Annotated in this window: 14 protein-coding genes; 6 read left to right on the plus strand and 8 right to left on the minus strand. The window is 45.9% G+C overall.

From position 1 onward, the window contains the following. Window positions 1-21: 21 nt before the first annotated feature. Both ACOJQI_RS15365 and ACOJQI_RS15370 read right to left on the minus strand, forming a co-directional pair. A complete protein-coding gene (locus tag ACOJQI_RS15365) occupies window positions 22-711 on the minus strand; it encodes a CoA transferase subunit A (RefSeq protein ID WP_421379399.1) in 690 nt (229 codons plus the stop codon). A 24-nt stretch (window positions 712-735) separates the two neighbouring features. Continuing rightward, on the minus strand, window positions 736-1920 hold the full coding sequence (locus tag ACOJQI_RS15370; protein WP_421379401.1) for an acetyl-CoA C-acetyltransferase: 1185 nt from the start codon (window positions 1918-1920) through the stop codon (window positions 736-738). A gap of 197 nt (window positions 1921-2117) precedes the next feature. On the opposite strand from ACOJQI_RS15370, the gene ACOJQI_RS15375 reads away from it, so the two are divergent. From ACOJQI_RS15375 to ACOJQI_RS15385, 3 genes are all read left to right on the plus strand, one after another. Further along, the gene (locus ACOJQI_RS15375) at window positions 2118-3014 is read left to right on the plus strand and encodes a hydroxymethylglutaryl-CoA lyase (RefSeq protein ID WP_421379403.1); all 897 of its coding nucleotides are present in this window, start codon (window positions 2118-2120) and stop codon (window positions 3012-3014) included. Window positions 3015-3079: 65 nt separating this feature from the next. Then, a complete protein-coding gene (locus ACOJQI_RS15380; protein ID WP_421379405.1) occupies window positions 3080-3211 on the plus strand; it encodes a hypothetical protein in 132 nt (43 codons plus the stop codon). 271 nt (window positions 3212-3482) lie between these two features. Next, window positions 3483-4406, plus strand: a complete 924-nt coding sequence (locus ACOJQI_RS15385; protein ID WP_421379408.1) for an alpha/beta hydrolase — start codon at window positions 3483-3485, stop codon at window positions 4404-4406. A gap of 43 nt (window positions 4407-4449) precedes the next feature. On the opposite strand, the gene ACOJQI_RS15390 is transcribed toward ACOJQI_RS15385, so the two are convergent. Next, window positions 4450-4770, minus strand: a complete 321-nt coding sequence (locus ACOJQI_RS15390) for an iron-sulfur cluster biosynthesis family protein (protein ID WP_421379410.1) — start codon at window positions 4768-4770, stop codon at window positions 4450-4452. Window positions 4771-4968: 198 nt separating this feature from the next. Between ACOJQI_RS15390 and ACOJQI_RS15395 the strand changes: the two genes are divergently transcribed. Continuing rightward, window positions 4969-5187: a CDGSH iron-sulfur domain-containing protein gene (locus ACOJQI_RS15395; RefSeq protein WP_119546950.1), complete on the plus strand. Its 219-nt coding sequence runs from the start codon at window positions 4969-4971 to the stop codon at window positions 5185-5187. A 51-nt stretch (window positions 5188-5238) separates the two neighbouring features. Here the strand turns inward: ACOJQI_RS15395 and ACOJQI_RS15400 are convergent, their stop codons facing one another. From ACOJQI_RS15400 to ACOJQI_RS15415, 4 genes are all read right to left on the minus strand, one after another. Beyond that, entirely contained in the window at window positions 5239-5577 is a 339-nt protein-coding gene (locus ACOJQI_RS15400) for a YolD-like family protein (protein ID WP_421379413.1), read from the minus strand. 66 nt (window positions 5578-5643) lie between these two features. Further along, window positions 5644-6906: a DNA polymerase thumb domain-containing protein gene (locus ACOJQI_RS15405; RefSeq protein WP_421379415.1), complete on the minus strand. Its 1263-nt coding sequence runs from the start codon at window positions 6904-6906 to the stop codon at window positions 5644-5646. A gap of 791 nt (window positions 6907-7697) precedes the next feature. Beyond that, complete coding sequence (locus tag ACOJQI_RS15410; protein WP_421379418.1) at window positions 7698-8492, minus strand: SDR family NAD(P)-dependent oxidoreductase; 795 nt, start codon at window positions 8490-8492, stop codon at window positions 7698-7700. A gap of 15 nt (window positions 8493-8507) precedes the next feature. Then, the gene (locus ACOJQI_RS15415; RefSeq protein ID WP_421379420.1) at window positions 8508-9470 is read right to left on the minus strand and encodes an MBL fold metallo-hydrolase; all 963 of its coding nucleotides are present in this window, start codon (window positions 9468-9470) and stop codon (window positions 8508-8510) included. Between the two features lie 198 nt (window positions 9471-9668). Here ACOJQI_RS15415 and ACOJQI_RS15420 point away from each other — a divergent pair, with 198 nt between their 5' ends. Further along, a complete protein-coding gene (locus ACOJQI_RS15420) occupies window positions 9669-10814 on the plus strand; it encodes a glycosyltransferase (protein WP_421379422.1) in 1146 nt (381 codons plus the stop codon). An 84-nt stretch (window positions 10815-10898) separates the two neighbouring features. Then, window positions 10899-11915, plus strand: coding sequence for an NADPH dehydrogenase NamA (gene namA / locus ACOJQI_RS15425; protein ID WP_421379424.1), 1017 nt, complete (start codon window positions 10899-10901; stop codon window positions 11913-11915). Window positions 11916-11977: 62 nt separating this feature from the next. Here the strand turns inward: namA and ACOJQI_RS15430 are convergent, their stop codons facing one another. After that, window positions 11978-12526, minus strand: coding sequence for a histidine phosphatase family protein (locus ACOJQI_RS15430; RefSeq protein ID WP_421379426.1), 549 nt, complete (start codon window positions 12524-12526; stop codon window positions 11978-11980). Window positions 12527-12541: the final 15 nt, after the last annotated feature.

Below are 12541 nucleotides of genomic sequence, written 5' to 3' on the forward strand. Positions count from 1 at the left end.
CTCCTTTCCAGCTGATCCTAGTTATTGGCTGACCGTTCTTCTTTCAATCCGTTTTTCCTGTTCTGCCTGAATGATACGCTGAACATAAATGCTCGGTGTATGGATTTCATTTGGATTAAGATCCCCTGTTTCAACGAGCTCTTCCACCTCTGCTATCGTCACTTTGCCAGCGGCAGCAATCATCGGATTGAAATTCCTCGCTGTTTTGTTGTAAATCAAGTTCCCCATTTTATCGCCTTTCCAAGCACGGACAAGACTGAAATCAGCCGTATAGGCTTCCTCCAGTAAATATTCCTTGCCGTTGAATGTACGGGTCTCTTTTCCTTCTGCAATCGGGGTGCCGACTCCAGCTGGTGTATAAAATGCAGGTATCCCTGCACCGCCTGCGCGGATTTTCTCGGCAAGTGTCCCTTGAGGAACCAGTTCAACCTCTATCTCCCCTGAGAGCACCTGTCTTTCAAATTCTTTATTTTCCCCAACATATGAACCTATCATTTTCTTAATCTGCTTATTGCGCAAAAGCAGTCCAAGACCCCAATCATCAACTCCGCAGTTATTGGAAATGACGGTTAAGTCTTTTACCCCTTTGTCAACAAGGGCAAGAATCAGGTTCTCCGGGATTCCGCACAATCCAAATCCACCGACCATCAACGTCGCACCATCTTGAATATCTGCAATGGCTTCGTTAAAAGAAGTATATACTTGTTTCATCCCTTTTCCTCCTCTGCACTAGGTTTATGCTTTCTCTACTATTGTCGCTACGCCCTGTCCGCCGCCGATGCAAAGTGTGGCCAATCCGCGCTTGGCGTCCCTTCGTCCCATCTCATGAATCAGGGTAACAAGGATGCGCGTGCCGCTTGCGCCGATTGGATGGCCCAATGCGATCGCTCCGCCGTTTACATTCAGCTTTTCTTTATCAAACTTCAACTCACGGTCAACCGCCAGTGATTGAGCTGCAAATGCTTCATTCGCTTCAACCAGATCGATATCCGATAGTGAAAGGCTTGATTTTTCCAAGACATTCTTGACTGCCGTAACAGGACCGATCCCCATTACCGCCGGGTCTACAGCCGCATTGGCATTTGCTTTGATGGTCACTAGCGGCGTGATGCCCAATGCTTCCGCCTTCTCTTTTGACATTACTACTACAGCTGCTGCGCCGTCATTGATACCGGATGCATTTCCAGCCGTTACACTTCCTTCTTTTTTAAAGGCTGCCCTCAAGCCTCCCAATTTTTCTGCTGTTGAACTTTTGCGTGGGAATTCATCTGTTTTGAAAACAATCGGATCCCCTTTTCTTTGAGGAATTTCGACAGGCACGATTTCACTGTCAAATTTCCCTTCTTCCATAGCCGCTGCTGCTTTTTCCTGGCTCCAGGCAGCAAACTCATCCTGCTCTTCCCTTGAAATGGAGTAGCGGTCACAAAGGTTTTCAGCCGTCATCCCCATATGATAATCATTGAACGCACACCATAATCCGTCAGAGATCATGCTGTCGACTACCTTTCCGTCTCCCATTCTATAACCGTTCCTTGCATTCTTCAGCAAGTACGGCGCCTGGCTCATGTTCTCCATTCCCCCGGCTACTACGATATCTGCATCACCTGCGATGATCGCCTGGGCAGCCAGATGGACTGTCTTTAAACCGGATCCGCATACTTTATTTATGGTCATGGCTGGAACTGTTTCCGGCATTCCGGCTTTCAATGCTGCCTGCCTTGCAGGATTTTGTCCAAGTCCTGCCTGCAGGACATTTCCCATGATGACTTCATCCACATCACCGGCCGATACCCCTGCTTTCTCCAGCGCATTCTTGATTACTATCGCTCCCAGCTCAGGCGCTGAGATATCCTTTAAAGATCCGTTGAAACTGCCAATGGCAGTACGGACTGCACTCACGATTACTACTTCCTTCGTCATGTTCTTTTGTCCTCCTTATGTTTCAGAACTTTCATCAAAATGCAGCAAGCTGTCCGCATTTTTTGCATGTACTTATAATGGTTTCTATGTAAGCGCTTAAATTCCTTTTAATTCGTCAAAAAATTTATAGTTGATTTTTAAATCTGAATTTTTCTACAATGATAGTAGAACTTATTTATGGATCTGGAGGAATTTCAATGGACTTACCGAAAAAAGTGACGATGATTGAAGTCGGCCCCCGGGACGGCCTGCAAAATGAAAAAAACTTTGTCCCCACCGAAACGAAAATCCAATTCATCCGAGCTCTTAAAGACGCCGGCTTGAAAGAGATGGAGCTTACTTCCTTCGTCTCGCCAAAATGGGTGCCTCAAATGAAGGATGCCAGTGAAATCGTGGAAGCCTGCCTGGACAGCGATCGGGACATCGTACTGGCCCCAAACCGAAAAGGCGTCGACCGCGTCCTTGAAACAAAAGGAAAAGCAGTTGCTGTTTTTGTCGGCGTCAGCAACACCTTCAACAAGAAAAACATCAACAAGACGACATCGGAAAGCCTTGAAGAATTGCGGCCGATTGTCAGCGAGTTAAAAGGAAAAGGCTACTTTGTCCGCGCCTGCATCTCTACCTCATTCTATTGCCCTTATGAAGGAAAAATTCCTCCTCAGGAAACTCTGCAGCTGTGCAAGGAGTTTGTTGAAATGGGTGTAGATGAATTAAGTGTCGCGGATACAATCGGCATGGCCAACCCCAAGGAGTCCTTTGAGCTTTTCTCCCTGTTGAAAAACTCCCTGCCGGATGTCTTAATGACCGCCCATTTCCATGACACGCGTAAAATGGCGCTTGCTAATATCCTTGCCACCCTGCAGGCTGGCGTTGACCGTTTCGATACTTCTGCCGGCGGCCTTGGCGGCTGTCCTTTCGCTCCCGGGGCATCAGGCAATGCTGCAACCGAAGATGTCGTCTATATGCTTCAGCAAATGGGAATCGAAACGGGAGTCGATCTCGACGGCCTTGCAGCTGCAGTCAATATTGTGGCACCTCACCTTTCCCGTACGATCGATACCGGTTATTACAAGCTGCATTCTTCCGCTCAATAAGCTGAATATCCTTCACTTCCTTGTGCATCCTAATCCTATATCTTATTTAGGAAAGGAAGGCTAACATGAGTCAAAAACGCGAAAAGGGATTCAGCCAAAAAGGGAAACCCAATGCTGATACGGTGCAGAATGTAATCTCAAAAGAAGAGCTTGAAAAGGCGGTCCATCCGACTAACCGTCAGAATTCCGAGCAATAAGTACTGAATGATTTTTTACCGGGCCGCGGTTTGCGGTCCGGTTATTTCTTTTTCTAGGTGACTGGTGCTGGCTGCCTTGGGACCGGCGTTTTTAGTTTATGGGATAACATCCTCTCTTCCTGCGACTCTCATTGGGCCGTTTTCTCGGTTTATGGGCCAACATCTTCTCTTCCTGCGACTCTCATTGGGCCATAAACGCCAACAGTTTTTTGTGCCTAATTTATTTATGTAGTGGTAAAATATACTTAACTTATTTTTGGAGGATTTTATCATGAAAAAATGGCTGCCGGCAGTCGGCGGAGCTATTGCAGCTGCCGCGGGACTCGGCGTTTTTTTAACCAACCAGTTTATGTATCTGAAAAAGAAAGATGAACAGGTCGTCCTTCAGCGGGAAATCTCAGCAGGGCGCCTTAATCTTGAAGAATACAATGCACTTCCAAAGGAAGAAGTCAGTATCCCCTCTCCTTTCGGCTACAACATTAAAGCGGTGTTTGTACACCCGAACCCAGGGAATAAATATATGATTTTCTGCCATGGTGTAACCGAGAATAAGCTAAACTCATTAAAATACATGAATTATTTTCTTAAGAAGGGATTCAATGCGGTTGTCTATGATCACCGCCGGCATGGGGAATCAGGGGGAAAAACCTCAAGCTACGGGTTCTTTGAAAAGCAAGATCTGAAAGCAGTCGTGGATGAGCTGATCAAACGACAGGGGGAGGATGTCTTCTTTGGTATTCACGGTGAATCCATGGGAGCTGCCACTATGCTTCTATATGCGGGTTCTCTTGAAGACCGGGCTGATTTTTATATTGCGGACTGCCCGTATTCCGACTTCGGGGAACAACTGTCCTACCGGATGGCCAAGGAAGTCAAACTGCCGGTCGGAAGGCTGCTCCTTCCGCTGGCCGATCTATTCCTTAAGGTTCGTGAAGGATATTCCCTAAAAGATATTTCTCCCCGCTCTGTGATAGAAAATATTCATAAACCGGTTTTATTCATTCACAGCGTTCCGGACGATTACATCTTGTCCTCGATGACACAGGAACTTTTTGATAAAAAGAGCGGAAGCAAAAAATTATTTTTGGCCGTGAACGGACTGCATGCACAGTCCTACAACGAGAACAAAGAAGAGTACGAAAAAGCAATAGATGAATTTTTGGATGAGATTTCTGCCGTTCATCAAGTATCTTAGCAAAAAAAGGATGGTGCCCGTCAGCCGGGTCCATCCTTTTCTGTCAGAGAATGAAAAAATTCATTCTCCCGTTCAATATCTGTCCGGGACTTTTTAATTGAAACATTTTTGAAGATGATGAAAAATCGATTTTCAGGTTCTTATCATAAAAAACCTGCTTCGACTTCTCAACTAAAACAGGCAGGGAACCGGTGTCGATTACAATATCATCATGGCCTGTTTCCTGTACATATTCCAAGACCGGGATGCCGCTCATGACGCACCCGCACCCTTCTGTCTCATATTTTATTTTCAAATGCCCTTTTTTATCGCCTATCCTTGTTTGTAGAACTTCTTGTGCTTCATTGGTTATCGTGATGTTCATTTGCGGGCCTCCTATTGTTCTTCCATGGATCGAGTTTATCATATCAGGGGAGCAGTTTCATTTTTTCGGATTGCTGATGAACTTTTCCCCAGACCTTCATCCGCGGCCATAAAAGGCATGGAAACTATTGCTTTTTTTCGCCCTTCGACTTACTATCATAGTGGGGAATCTTTGTTACATATAGAAAGGATGATTTAGTTGGCAAAAGCACAAATCAAAGTGAACGATAACGGATCTTTAAAAGTTACAGGTGACGTAGAACTTGTAGATGCAGAGGGCAACGTCTTTCCGACGAAGAGCGTATTTTCCCTTTGCCGATGCGGGATGTCTTCGAGAATGCCTTTCTGCGATGCTTCTCATAAAGGCAAATTCGAATCATGCGTACGCGCAGAAAAAGTACTCGATGATAAAGAATAATTCAAACAGCCTGAAATAGGAGGACTTCTCTTGTTTCAGGCTGTTTTCTGTTCAATACTCTTCTATAAAATGGATGTCAACAATATCATTGATTGACAGATAGTATGTTTTCTCAAAGCGGTCAACGATATGAAGTTTACTGTTCAACCCATCGTAATAATGAATCCGGCCGATGAGCAATTCATGGCGCCGGCCGGCATAATGGGTGATGGTGACCATCCGGCTGAACTCCATGGCTTCCGCCGTAATTTCACTCAATTCCTCGAGATGCTGTTCGTCCATCTCCTTCCGCTGTTCATAGGCATCTTCCTTCGCCCAGTCCCGCAGCAGTTTCACGTGCTCGGGAAGCATCATGGAGGTCCATTTAATTCTTCCACGGTCGCGGTTCATTTTTATCCCCCTCTTTCTCTTTCAATTTAGTATTGAGCAGATTCTCCAGATCACCTGCCGGCTTCCTTATGCTTTATGTCCGCCTACAAGGGTCGCACGGTGTTTGGCAGTGCCGGCAGCAGTATATGAAATGGCACGAAGCAGGGCACCTGAACCATATTTATGGCGAATATGATCCACCACATAGCCCAGCTCCTTTTTCTTCCAGCGGTCCGGTTCAAATAAACTGATCTGCATGCTTTCATCAGGAAAAAGATTGCTGAGGCTGATGGAGATACTGCGGACTGTTTTGCCATTGTAATTTTCTTTAAAAAGATCGAGGCAGACTTTGTACAAGTCCATGGTGATGTTCGTTGGCTCTTCTATGGAACGGGACCGGTGAAATCCTCCGCCGAATTCCTCCTGGCTGTAACCTATACTTAAGCTGATCGTCCGTCCTGCCTGCCGGTGATTTCGGGTCCTTCGGGCTACTTCTTCGCATATTTCGAGAATGACGCTCTTGATTTCCTCTTCTTCTTTATAGTCACGAAGGAGGATCTGGCTTTTGCCGAAGCTGACCTGCCCTTCCATAATGGGTGCTCCGATTTCGGAAAGGTCAACACCCCAGGCGTGATAGTAAAGCTGGTTGCCCATGATCCCGAATTTGCTTTCCAGTTTCTCCAAATCATATTTGGCAAGCTGGCCGACGTTGAAAATCCCCATCCGGTTCAGCGTCTTTTCCAGCCTTCTGCCGATTCCCCACATTTCGCTTAATGGAGAAACCGGCCATAATTTTTCAGGGACATCCTCATAGGTCCATTCTGCAACCCCGTGCTTTTTGGCCTCCAAGTCGAGGCACAGCTTTGACATGAGCATATTCGGGCCGATCCCGATGGCACAGGGAAGCTGGAACTCCCTTTCGATATCCTGTTTGATTTTCCAGGCGATAGTATGGGCGTCGCCCCAAAGATTTGATGTTCCATCTATTTTTAAAAAACTTTCATCAACACTGTAGGTATGGATTGCATCCTTGGGAACATACCGATGAAATAAACGGGTGATTTCAGTGGAAATGCGGATGTAGGTAGCCATAGCGGGTTCAACCACCAGGATTTTGGGGTCCTTTGGCACTTCGAACAGACGCGAACCGGTTTTGATTCCGAATTCTTTTTTCAATTTTGGGGAAGCAGCCAGGATGACGCTTCCGGGCCGGTCCAGTTTTCCCGCCACCGCCAGGTAGCAGTCCAATGGATCCAGTCCCAGCATGACAGCCGAACAGCTCGCATAAAAACTTTTCATATCGATGCATAAAACTTTCTGGTCAGGCAGCTCACCGTAGTCGACAGTCATTCTATTCACTCCTTTCTCCCTAAGGGAACATTCGTTCTATTTTATCTAAAATTGTATACGAATATACGTTCGTTTTCAAATATTATTTGTTGGTACAAACAGAAAATTTATGGTGTTCTGGACAAATAAGGAGAAGCAGCAAATAATGGACAGAAGAGGTGAAACGCTGGAAAGAAGGCTGATTGGGGAGGTGGGGATAGACATAATGCTAGAGGGAAGGTTGGGGTGGGATCCAGTGGGGATGGAATAAGCGGATTGGGTATAAAAACGTACCATTGTAGCTTTCTTGCTTTACTGTAATGGTACGTTTATGGATTAAACGCACCATTATAAATCTGTATCTTTGCTGTAGGGGTACGTTTCTTCTCTAAACGTACCTTTATAATCGTGCTTTTGTTCTGTAGGGGTACATTTCTTGTCTAATCGTACCCTTATAATCTCGCTTCTGCTCTGTAGGGGTACGTTTTCCAAGAAATCGTGCCCTTATGGCTCGGTTCCCTTTCCTGTAATGGCACATTTCTCTAAAAATTCCAATTACACTCGAGCCAATTCAGAGGTTTCGGCCTAGTCACCCCATTATAAAACGGTTCCCCTGCTATAATTCGGATTCCCTTCTATAACCGGGTGTTTCTTCGCTAATCACCCCACTGTGACTCTGCTCTCCTTCTATAACCGGGTGCTTCCCCGCTAATCACCACACTACAACTGAGCTGCTCCGTCTATAACCAGCTGTCAGCATCACAGCAGACAAAAAACCCAGCCCGGGATGTTTCCCTTAAGCTGGGTTCAGATCATTTCTTAAAAAACGCATTTTTCCCGAGACGCTCCACGACTCCAGGAAAAAGGGTATAGAGCACACTGCCCGCATTCATCCAGCGGGGCAGGTTGATTTCACGGGTATTGGTCAGCATCTTGTCCACGATTTTTTCAGCGACCGCATCCGGGTCGAGCATAAAGCGTTCCACATTTTTGGCATAGGTGCCGGAACGGTCTGCGACATTGAAGAAATTTGTGGCGATGGGCCCGGGATTGACGGCTGTGACAAAGATACCAGAAGAGGCCGTTTCCATCCGCAGGCTGTTCGTAAAGCCCAGTACCGCATGCTTTGAGGCAGAGTAAGCACTCGACTTTGGTGTTGCCAGCTTGCCTGCCTGGGATGCGATATTGATGATGTGGCCCGAATTTCTTTTTTTCATGATCGGCAGCACATGTTTGGTACAGGCAATAAGCCCCAGAACGTTGACATCGAACATTCCTTTGATGTCCTCGAAGCTTGCCTGGTCAGCCTCATCGAAAATTCCGTAACCGGCATTATTGACGAGAATGTCGACATTATCAACTTCTCTGTAAATGGATTGGAAAACGGAAGGAAGTGAGTCAAAGTCCGAAACGTCCACACTGTGAATGAAGGCTTTGACCTTATAATTTTCCAGGATTTTTTGCTGAAGTTCTTTCAGGCGTTCACCATTACGGGCAAGCAAAACGACATTGGCTCCCCGTTCTGCCGCTTTGAGAGCAATTTTTTCTCCTATTCCACCGGAGGCTCCCGTAATGACGATGTTTTTATTCTTTAAACGCTGGTTCACGGTTTCACCTTCTTTTTAACAGTAATAGAACAAGACACCCTCCCGTTCTTCACGGTAGATTTCCTGTCTTGCTTCCAGATAATCTATTTGAGCCTGTGTTTCTGACAGGGTCAGACCCAGCTCTTTCCGATAAACGGCCGGGAACAGCTTTTGACAAAGCGAAAAGAGCGGCTGTGGATCATTTTTCACTAATTCTTTCACATGCATTGCCCGTTCATGCTGTTTTTTCAACCGTTTATGGATGAGAGGATGAACCTCTGATACTTCTTCTCCATGACCTGTATAAGCCTTGCTGATGTCAATCTGCAATAGCTCTTGAAGGGACTGATTGTATTGCAGCTGCGGCTTCGGTCTTTCCTGTCCCTCTTTCTCAGGCGGTTCAATCAGCGGGTTCGGGGAAATGTGGGCAAGAATGTGATCACCGGCGATCATCACCCCATCCCTTTCCCGCCAGAAAGAAATATGGCTCTGGGCATGCCCGGGTGTATCCAGCACCGTCCACTCCTGCATTCCGGGTGCAGGGTCCCCTTCCTTGATGGCATGGGTCAATCCCCTGTTCCCCATGAATTTTAAAGGCGATCTGATTTTGTTGATGAAAGGAAAGTACTCTTTGGGCAATCCCGCCTGCAGAAACAATTTTACATAAAACTGGTCATGTTCTTCAAAAAATTCATCCGACCTTACCAGCCACCTTTCATTGGCAGGGTGTCCGATGATATCCATATGATCAGGCATCCAATCCAGCATTCCGGCATGGTCGGGATGGTGATGAGTCAAGATGACCTGGTCAATATCTTGAAGAGAGTACCCCAATTCCTTAAGATTCCTATCAAGAGTTTCTTTCGCTTCCTTGGTTTGCGGACCGGCATCAATCAGGCTCAGGCTTTCCCCTTTTACAAGGTAAATATTGACGTCCCCGACAGCAAAAGGCGTCGGCAGTACTATTTTTGCTATATCTCCAGCCCATTCGGCGTTCATATACATTCACCACTTTTTATGTATTTGAAATGAATGATCATTCATTCTTATATTTTACTCCTTTTCTTTCAGGATGTCATGGGGCAGCGGTTTTTTTAAAATTAAAAACACAAACTAATAAACATCCAAAACTGCATGCTTCAATAGGAATTGCTACAATAAAGAATGATTGCAAATAAGAAACGGGAGAAGTGAGGAATGCTTTCCATACTGCTGCTCATCAACATAATTGGATGGATGATAATAGGCTCGGGTATGTTTTGGGGGTTACGGAAGATCGATTCATTGGAAAAAAGCGAGGCTGTCCATGACGGTCCTCTCGTTTCCATTATTATTCCTGCCCGAAACGAAGCTCATACAATCGGGAAAAGCATCCAGTCACAACTCAACCTAAATTACAAGAATATAGAATGGATTATCGTGAATGACCGCTCGACGGATGAAACGGGAGCTGAAATAGCGAGGATTGCCTCTATGGATTACAGGATAAAGATCCTTCACCTTACAGAGCTGCCCAAGGGCTGGCTGGGGAAGAATCATGCGCTTTATCAGGGGTATATCCGCTCTCAAGGTGAACTGCTTCTGTTTACTGATGCCGATATCCATTTTCACCCCGACTCCATCTCTAAAGCTGTCAACGTTCTGCAGTCTGAAGAAGCAGACCATCTGACAGCGGCCCCTGCCTTAAAGGCGAAAGGGTTTTGGCTGAAGACATTCATTGCTTTTTTCCTGTTTGGATTTTCATATTTCAAAAGGCCTTGGAAGGCAAATGACCGGACCTCCCCTGTTGGGATGGGAATAGGTGCGTTCAACCTGATCACCCGCTCAGCCTATAAAGAAATTGGAACGCACGAGCGTTTACGGAACCGCCCTGATGATGATCTCCAGCTGGGAGTAAAAATAAAAGAACATAGACTAACTCAGAGAATGGTAACTGCCATAAGTCTTCTGAGTGTAGAATGGTATCCAACCTTACGTTCTGCGTTACAGGGGCTGGAAAAGAATACATTTGCGGGACTCCACTACCGCTATTCAATGGTCGGCCTGGCCATTGCGGGAATATTTTTTTCACAAGTCTTTCCTTTCCTGGCACTCCTGGCTCCGGACTTTGGCATACGGCTGTTAAGTTCAGCCGTGATCCTCTTGATTTTTTTCAGCTATCTAATGGTCATTAAAAAGATGACAGATTTTCATCCAGGCCTGTTCCTGGTGCTTCCCGTGACCGCTGTCATCTTCATCTTCAGTATCATCAGGGCTATCGCGCTTACATTTGTCCGCGGAGGCGTGGTGTGGAGAGGCACCAAATACTCGTTGGAGGAACTTCGCAGCAGAATTGAGAAGTAAGACAAAATTCTTTTTCTGCAAATTCCCTGCTGATATAATAAGCGTGTATTTAGGAAGGCGAAATAGTATAAGGGAGTGGATCCAATGTCAGCAAAATTATTTGAACCATATAAAATCAAAGATATTACATTAAAAAACAGAATCGTTATGGCGCCGATGTGCATGTACTCTTCCCATAATGAAGACGGCAAAGTGGAGAATTGGCATAGAACCCACTATACAAGCAGAGCGGTCGGCGGTGTCGGCCTGATCATCCAGGAAGCCACGGCTGTCACTCCTCAAGGGCGCATTTCCCCGCAGGATCTCGGCATCTGGAGCGATGACCATATTGATGGATTAAGCGAGCTGGTTTCCCTCATGAAAGAACAAGGGGCACACGCAGGAATCCAACTGGCTCATGCAGGAAGAAAAGCTGTGCTGGAAGGGGATATCATTGCTCCTTCAGCCATACCATTTAACGAAAAAATGAAAACCCCTCAGGAAATGAGCCAAAAAGATATAACAGAAACAATCCAAGCTTTTAAAAAAGGTGCAGAAAGAGCGAAAAAAGCGGGGTATGATCTCATTGAAATCCATGCAGCTCATGGTTACTTGATCAACGAATTCCTTTCTCCTCTTTCCAATAAACGCAGTGATGAATATGGCGGCTCAGCCGAGAACCGCTACCGCTTCCTCAGGGAAATCATTGATGAGATCAACACCGTCTGGAACGGACCTCTCTTTGTACGTGTTTCCGCTAAAGATTACACTGAGGGCGGATTGGACGCAGAAGATTATGCCATCTTTGCGAGCTGGATGAAAGAACAGGGTGTAGATCTAATCGACGTCAGCTCCGGAGCAGTCGTGCCGGCAAAAATCGATGTTTATCCGGGATACCAAGTCAAATTGAGTGAAACGATCAGAAGCAAGGCAGATATCCCTACCGGTGCAGTCGGGCTCATTACAACAGGAATCCAGGCCGAGGAAATCCTCCAGAATGAACGCGCTGACCTCATACTGCTGGCGAGAGAACTCTTGCGGAATCCTTATTGGCCAAGAACAGCCGCTATAGAATTAGGCGTTGAGATAGAGTCTCCAAAACAATATGACAGGGCTTGGTAACATACTTGGAATGCAGATTATAAAAGGCCGGACTTCTCAATTGAAGTCCGGCCCCATTACTATTAAACCCCATCATTCCAGATCCTGTTTACAGAAGGTTCACCGGTCCCGAAACGGATATGGAAAACATCAGGATTTGATAATTCCATCAGTTCCTTATAGCCAAATCGGTCATCAAAATAGTTGAGAAGCAGCGTGGCCAGATTTCCATGACTGACTGCAATGATATTGTCGTGACCGCTAATTATGATATCCTCTATAAATGAAGAAGCCCTCTCGTAAGCAGCACGATTTGATTCTCCTCCATCAAGTACATAATCAAAATCCTCAAAGCTTTTCTGAAGATGAATCATCCAGTCATCAAGGTTGATTACACTTAAGATCCTTTCAGCCAGTCGTTCATCTTGAATAACGGAGAGCCCTCTCTTATTGGCAAGAGGCTCAATAGTTTTGACAGCCCTTAGGAACGGGCTGCTGTATACTGTATCAATCTTCCGGCCTTCAAAGAATTTCAGCAGGGATTGAGCTTGTTTTTCTCCAAGCTTCGTCAGCCTTGCCTCCGGAGGCTGGCCTTCTGCTTTCGCATGGCGCACGATGTATAAGTTTTTCAACGAAAATCCCCTCTC

Source organism: Bacillus salacetis, assembly GCF_049177075.1.
GTDB lineage: Bacteria > Bacillota > Bacilli > Bacillales > Bacillaceae_B > Rossellomorea > Rossellomorea salacetis_A.

Bases quoted from the DNA above. Each gene is read 5' to 3' on its own strand.
- ACOJQI_RS15380 (WP_421379405.1), top strand. From the start codon at position 3,080: ATGAGTCAAAAACGCGAAAAGGGATTCAGCCAAAAAGGGAAACCCAAT.
- ACOJQI_RS15365 (WP_421379399.1), bottom strand. From the start codon at position 711: ATGAAACAAGTATATACTTCTTTTAACGAAGCCATTGCAGATATTCAA.
- ACOJQI_RS15390 (WP_421379410.1), bottom strand. From the start codon at position 4,770: ATGAACATCACGATAACCAATGAAGCACAAGAAGTTCTACAAACAAGG.
- ACOJQI_RS15385 (WP_421379408.1), top strand. From the start codon at position 3,483: ATGAAAAAATGGCTGCCGGCAGTCGGCGGAGCTATTGCAGCTGCCGCG.
- ACOJQI_RS15405 (WP_421379415.1), bottom strand. From the start codon at position 6,906: ATGACTGTCGACTACGGTGAGCTGCCTGACCAGAAAGTTTTATGCATC.
- ACOJQI_RS15415 (WP_421379420.1), bottom strand. From the start codon at position 9,470: ATGAACGCCGAATGGGCTGGAGATATAGCAAAAATAGTACTGCCGACG.
- namA (WP_421379424.1), top strand. From the start codon at position 10,899: ATGTCAGCAAAATTATTTGAACCATATAAAATCAAAGATATTACATTA.
- ACOJQI_RS15420 (WP_421379422.1), top strand. From the start codon at position 9,669: ATGCTTTCCATACTGCTGCTCATCAACATAATTGGATGGATGATAATA.
- ACOJQI_RS15370 (WP_421379401.1), bottom strand. From the start codon at position 1,920: ATGACGAAGGAAGTAGTAATCGTGAGTGCAGTCCGTACTGCCATTGGC.
- ACOJQI_RS15375 (WP_421379403.1), top strand. From the start codon at position 2,118: ATGGACTTACCGAAAAAAGTGACGATGATTGAAGTCGGCCCCCGGGAC.
- ACOJQI_RS15400 (WP_421379413.1), bottom strand. From the start codon at position 5,577: ATGAACCGCGACCGTGGAAGAATTAAATGGACCTCCATGATGCTTCCC.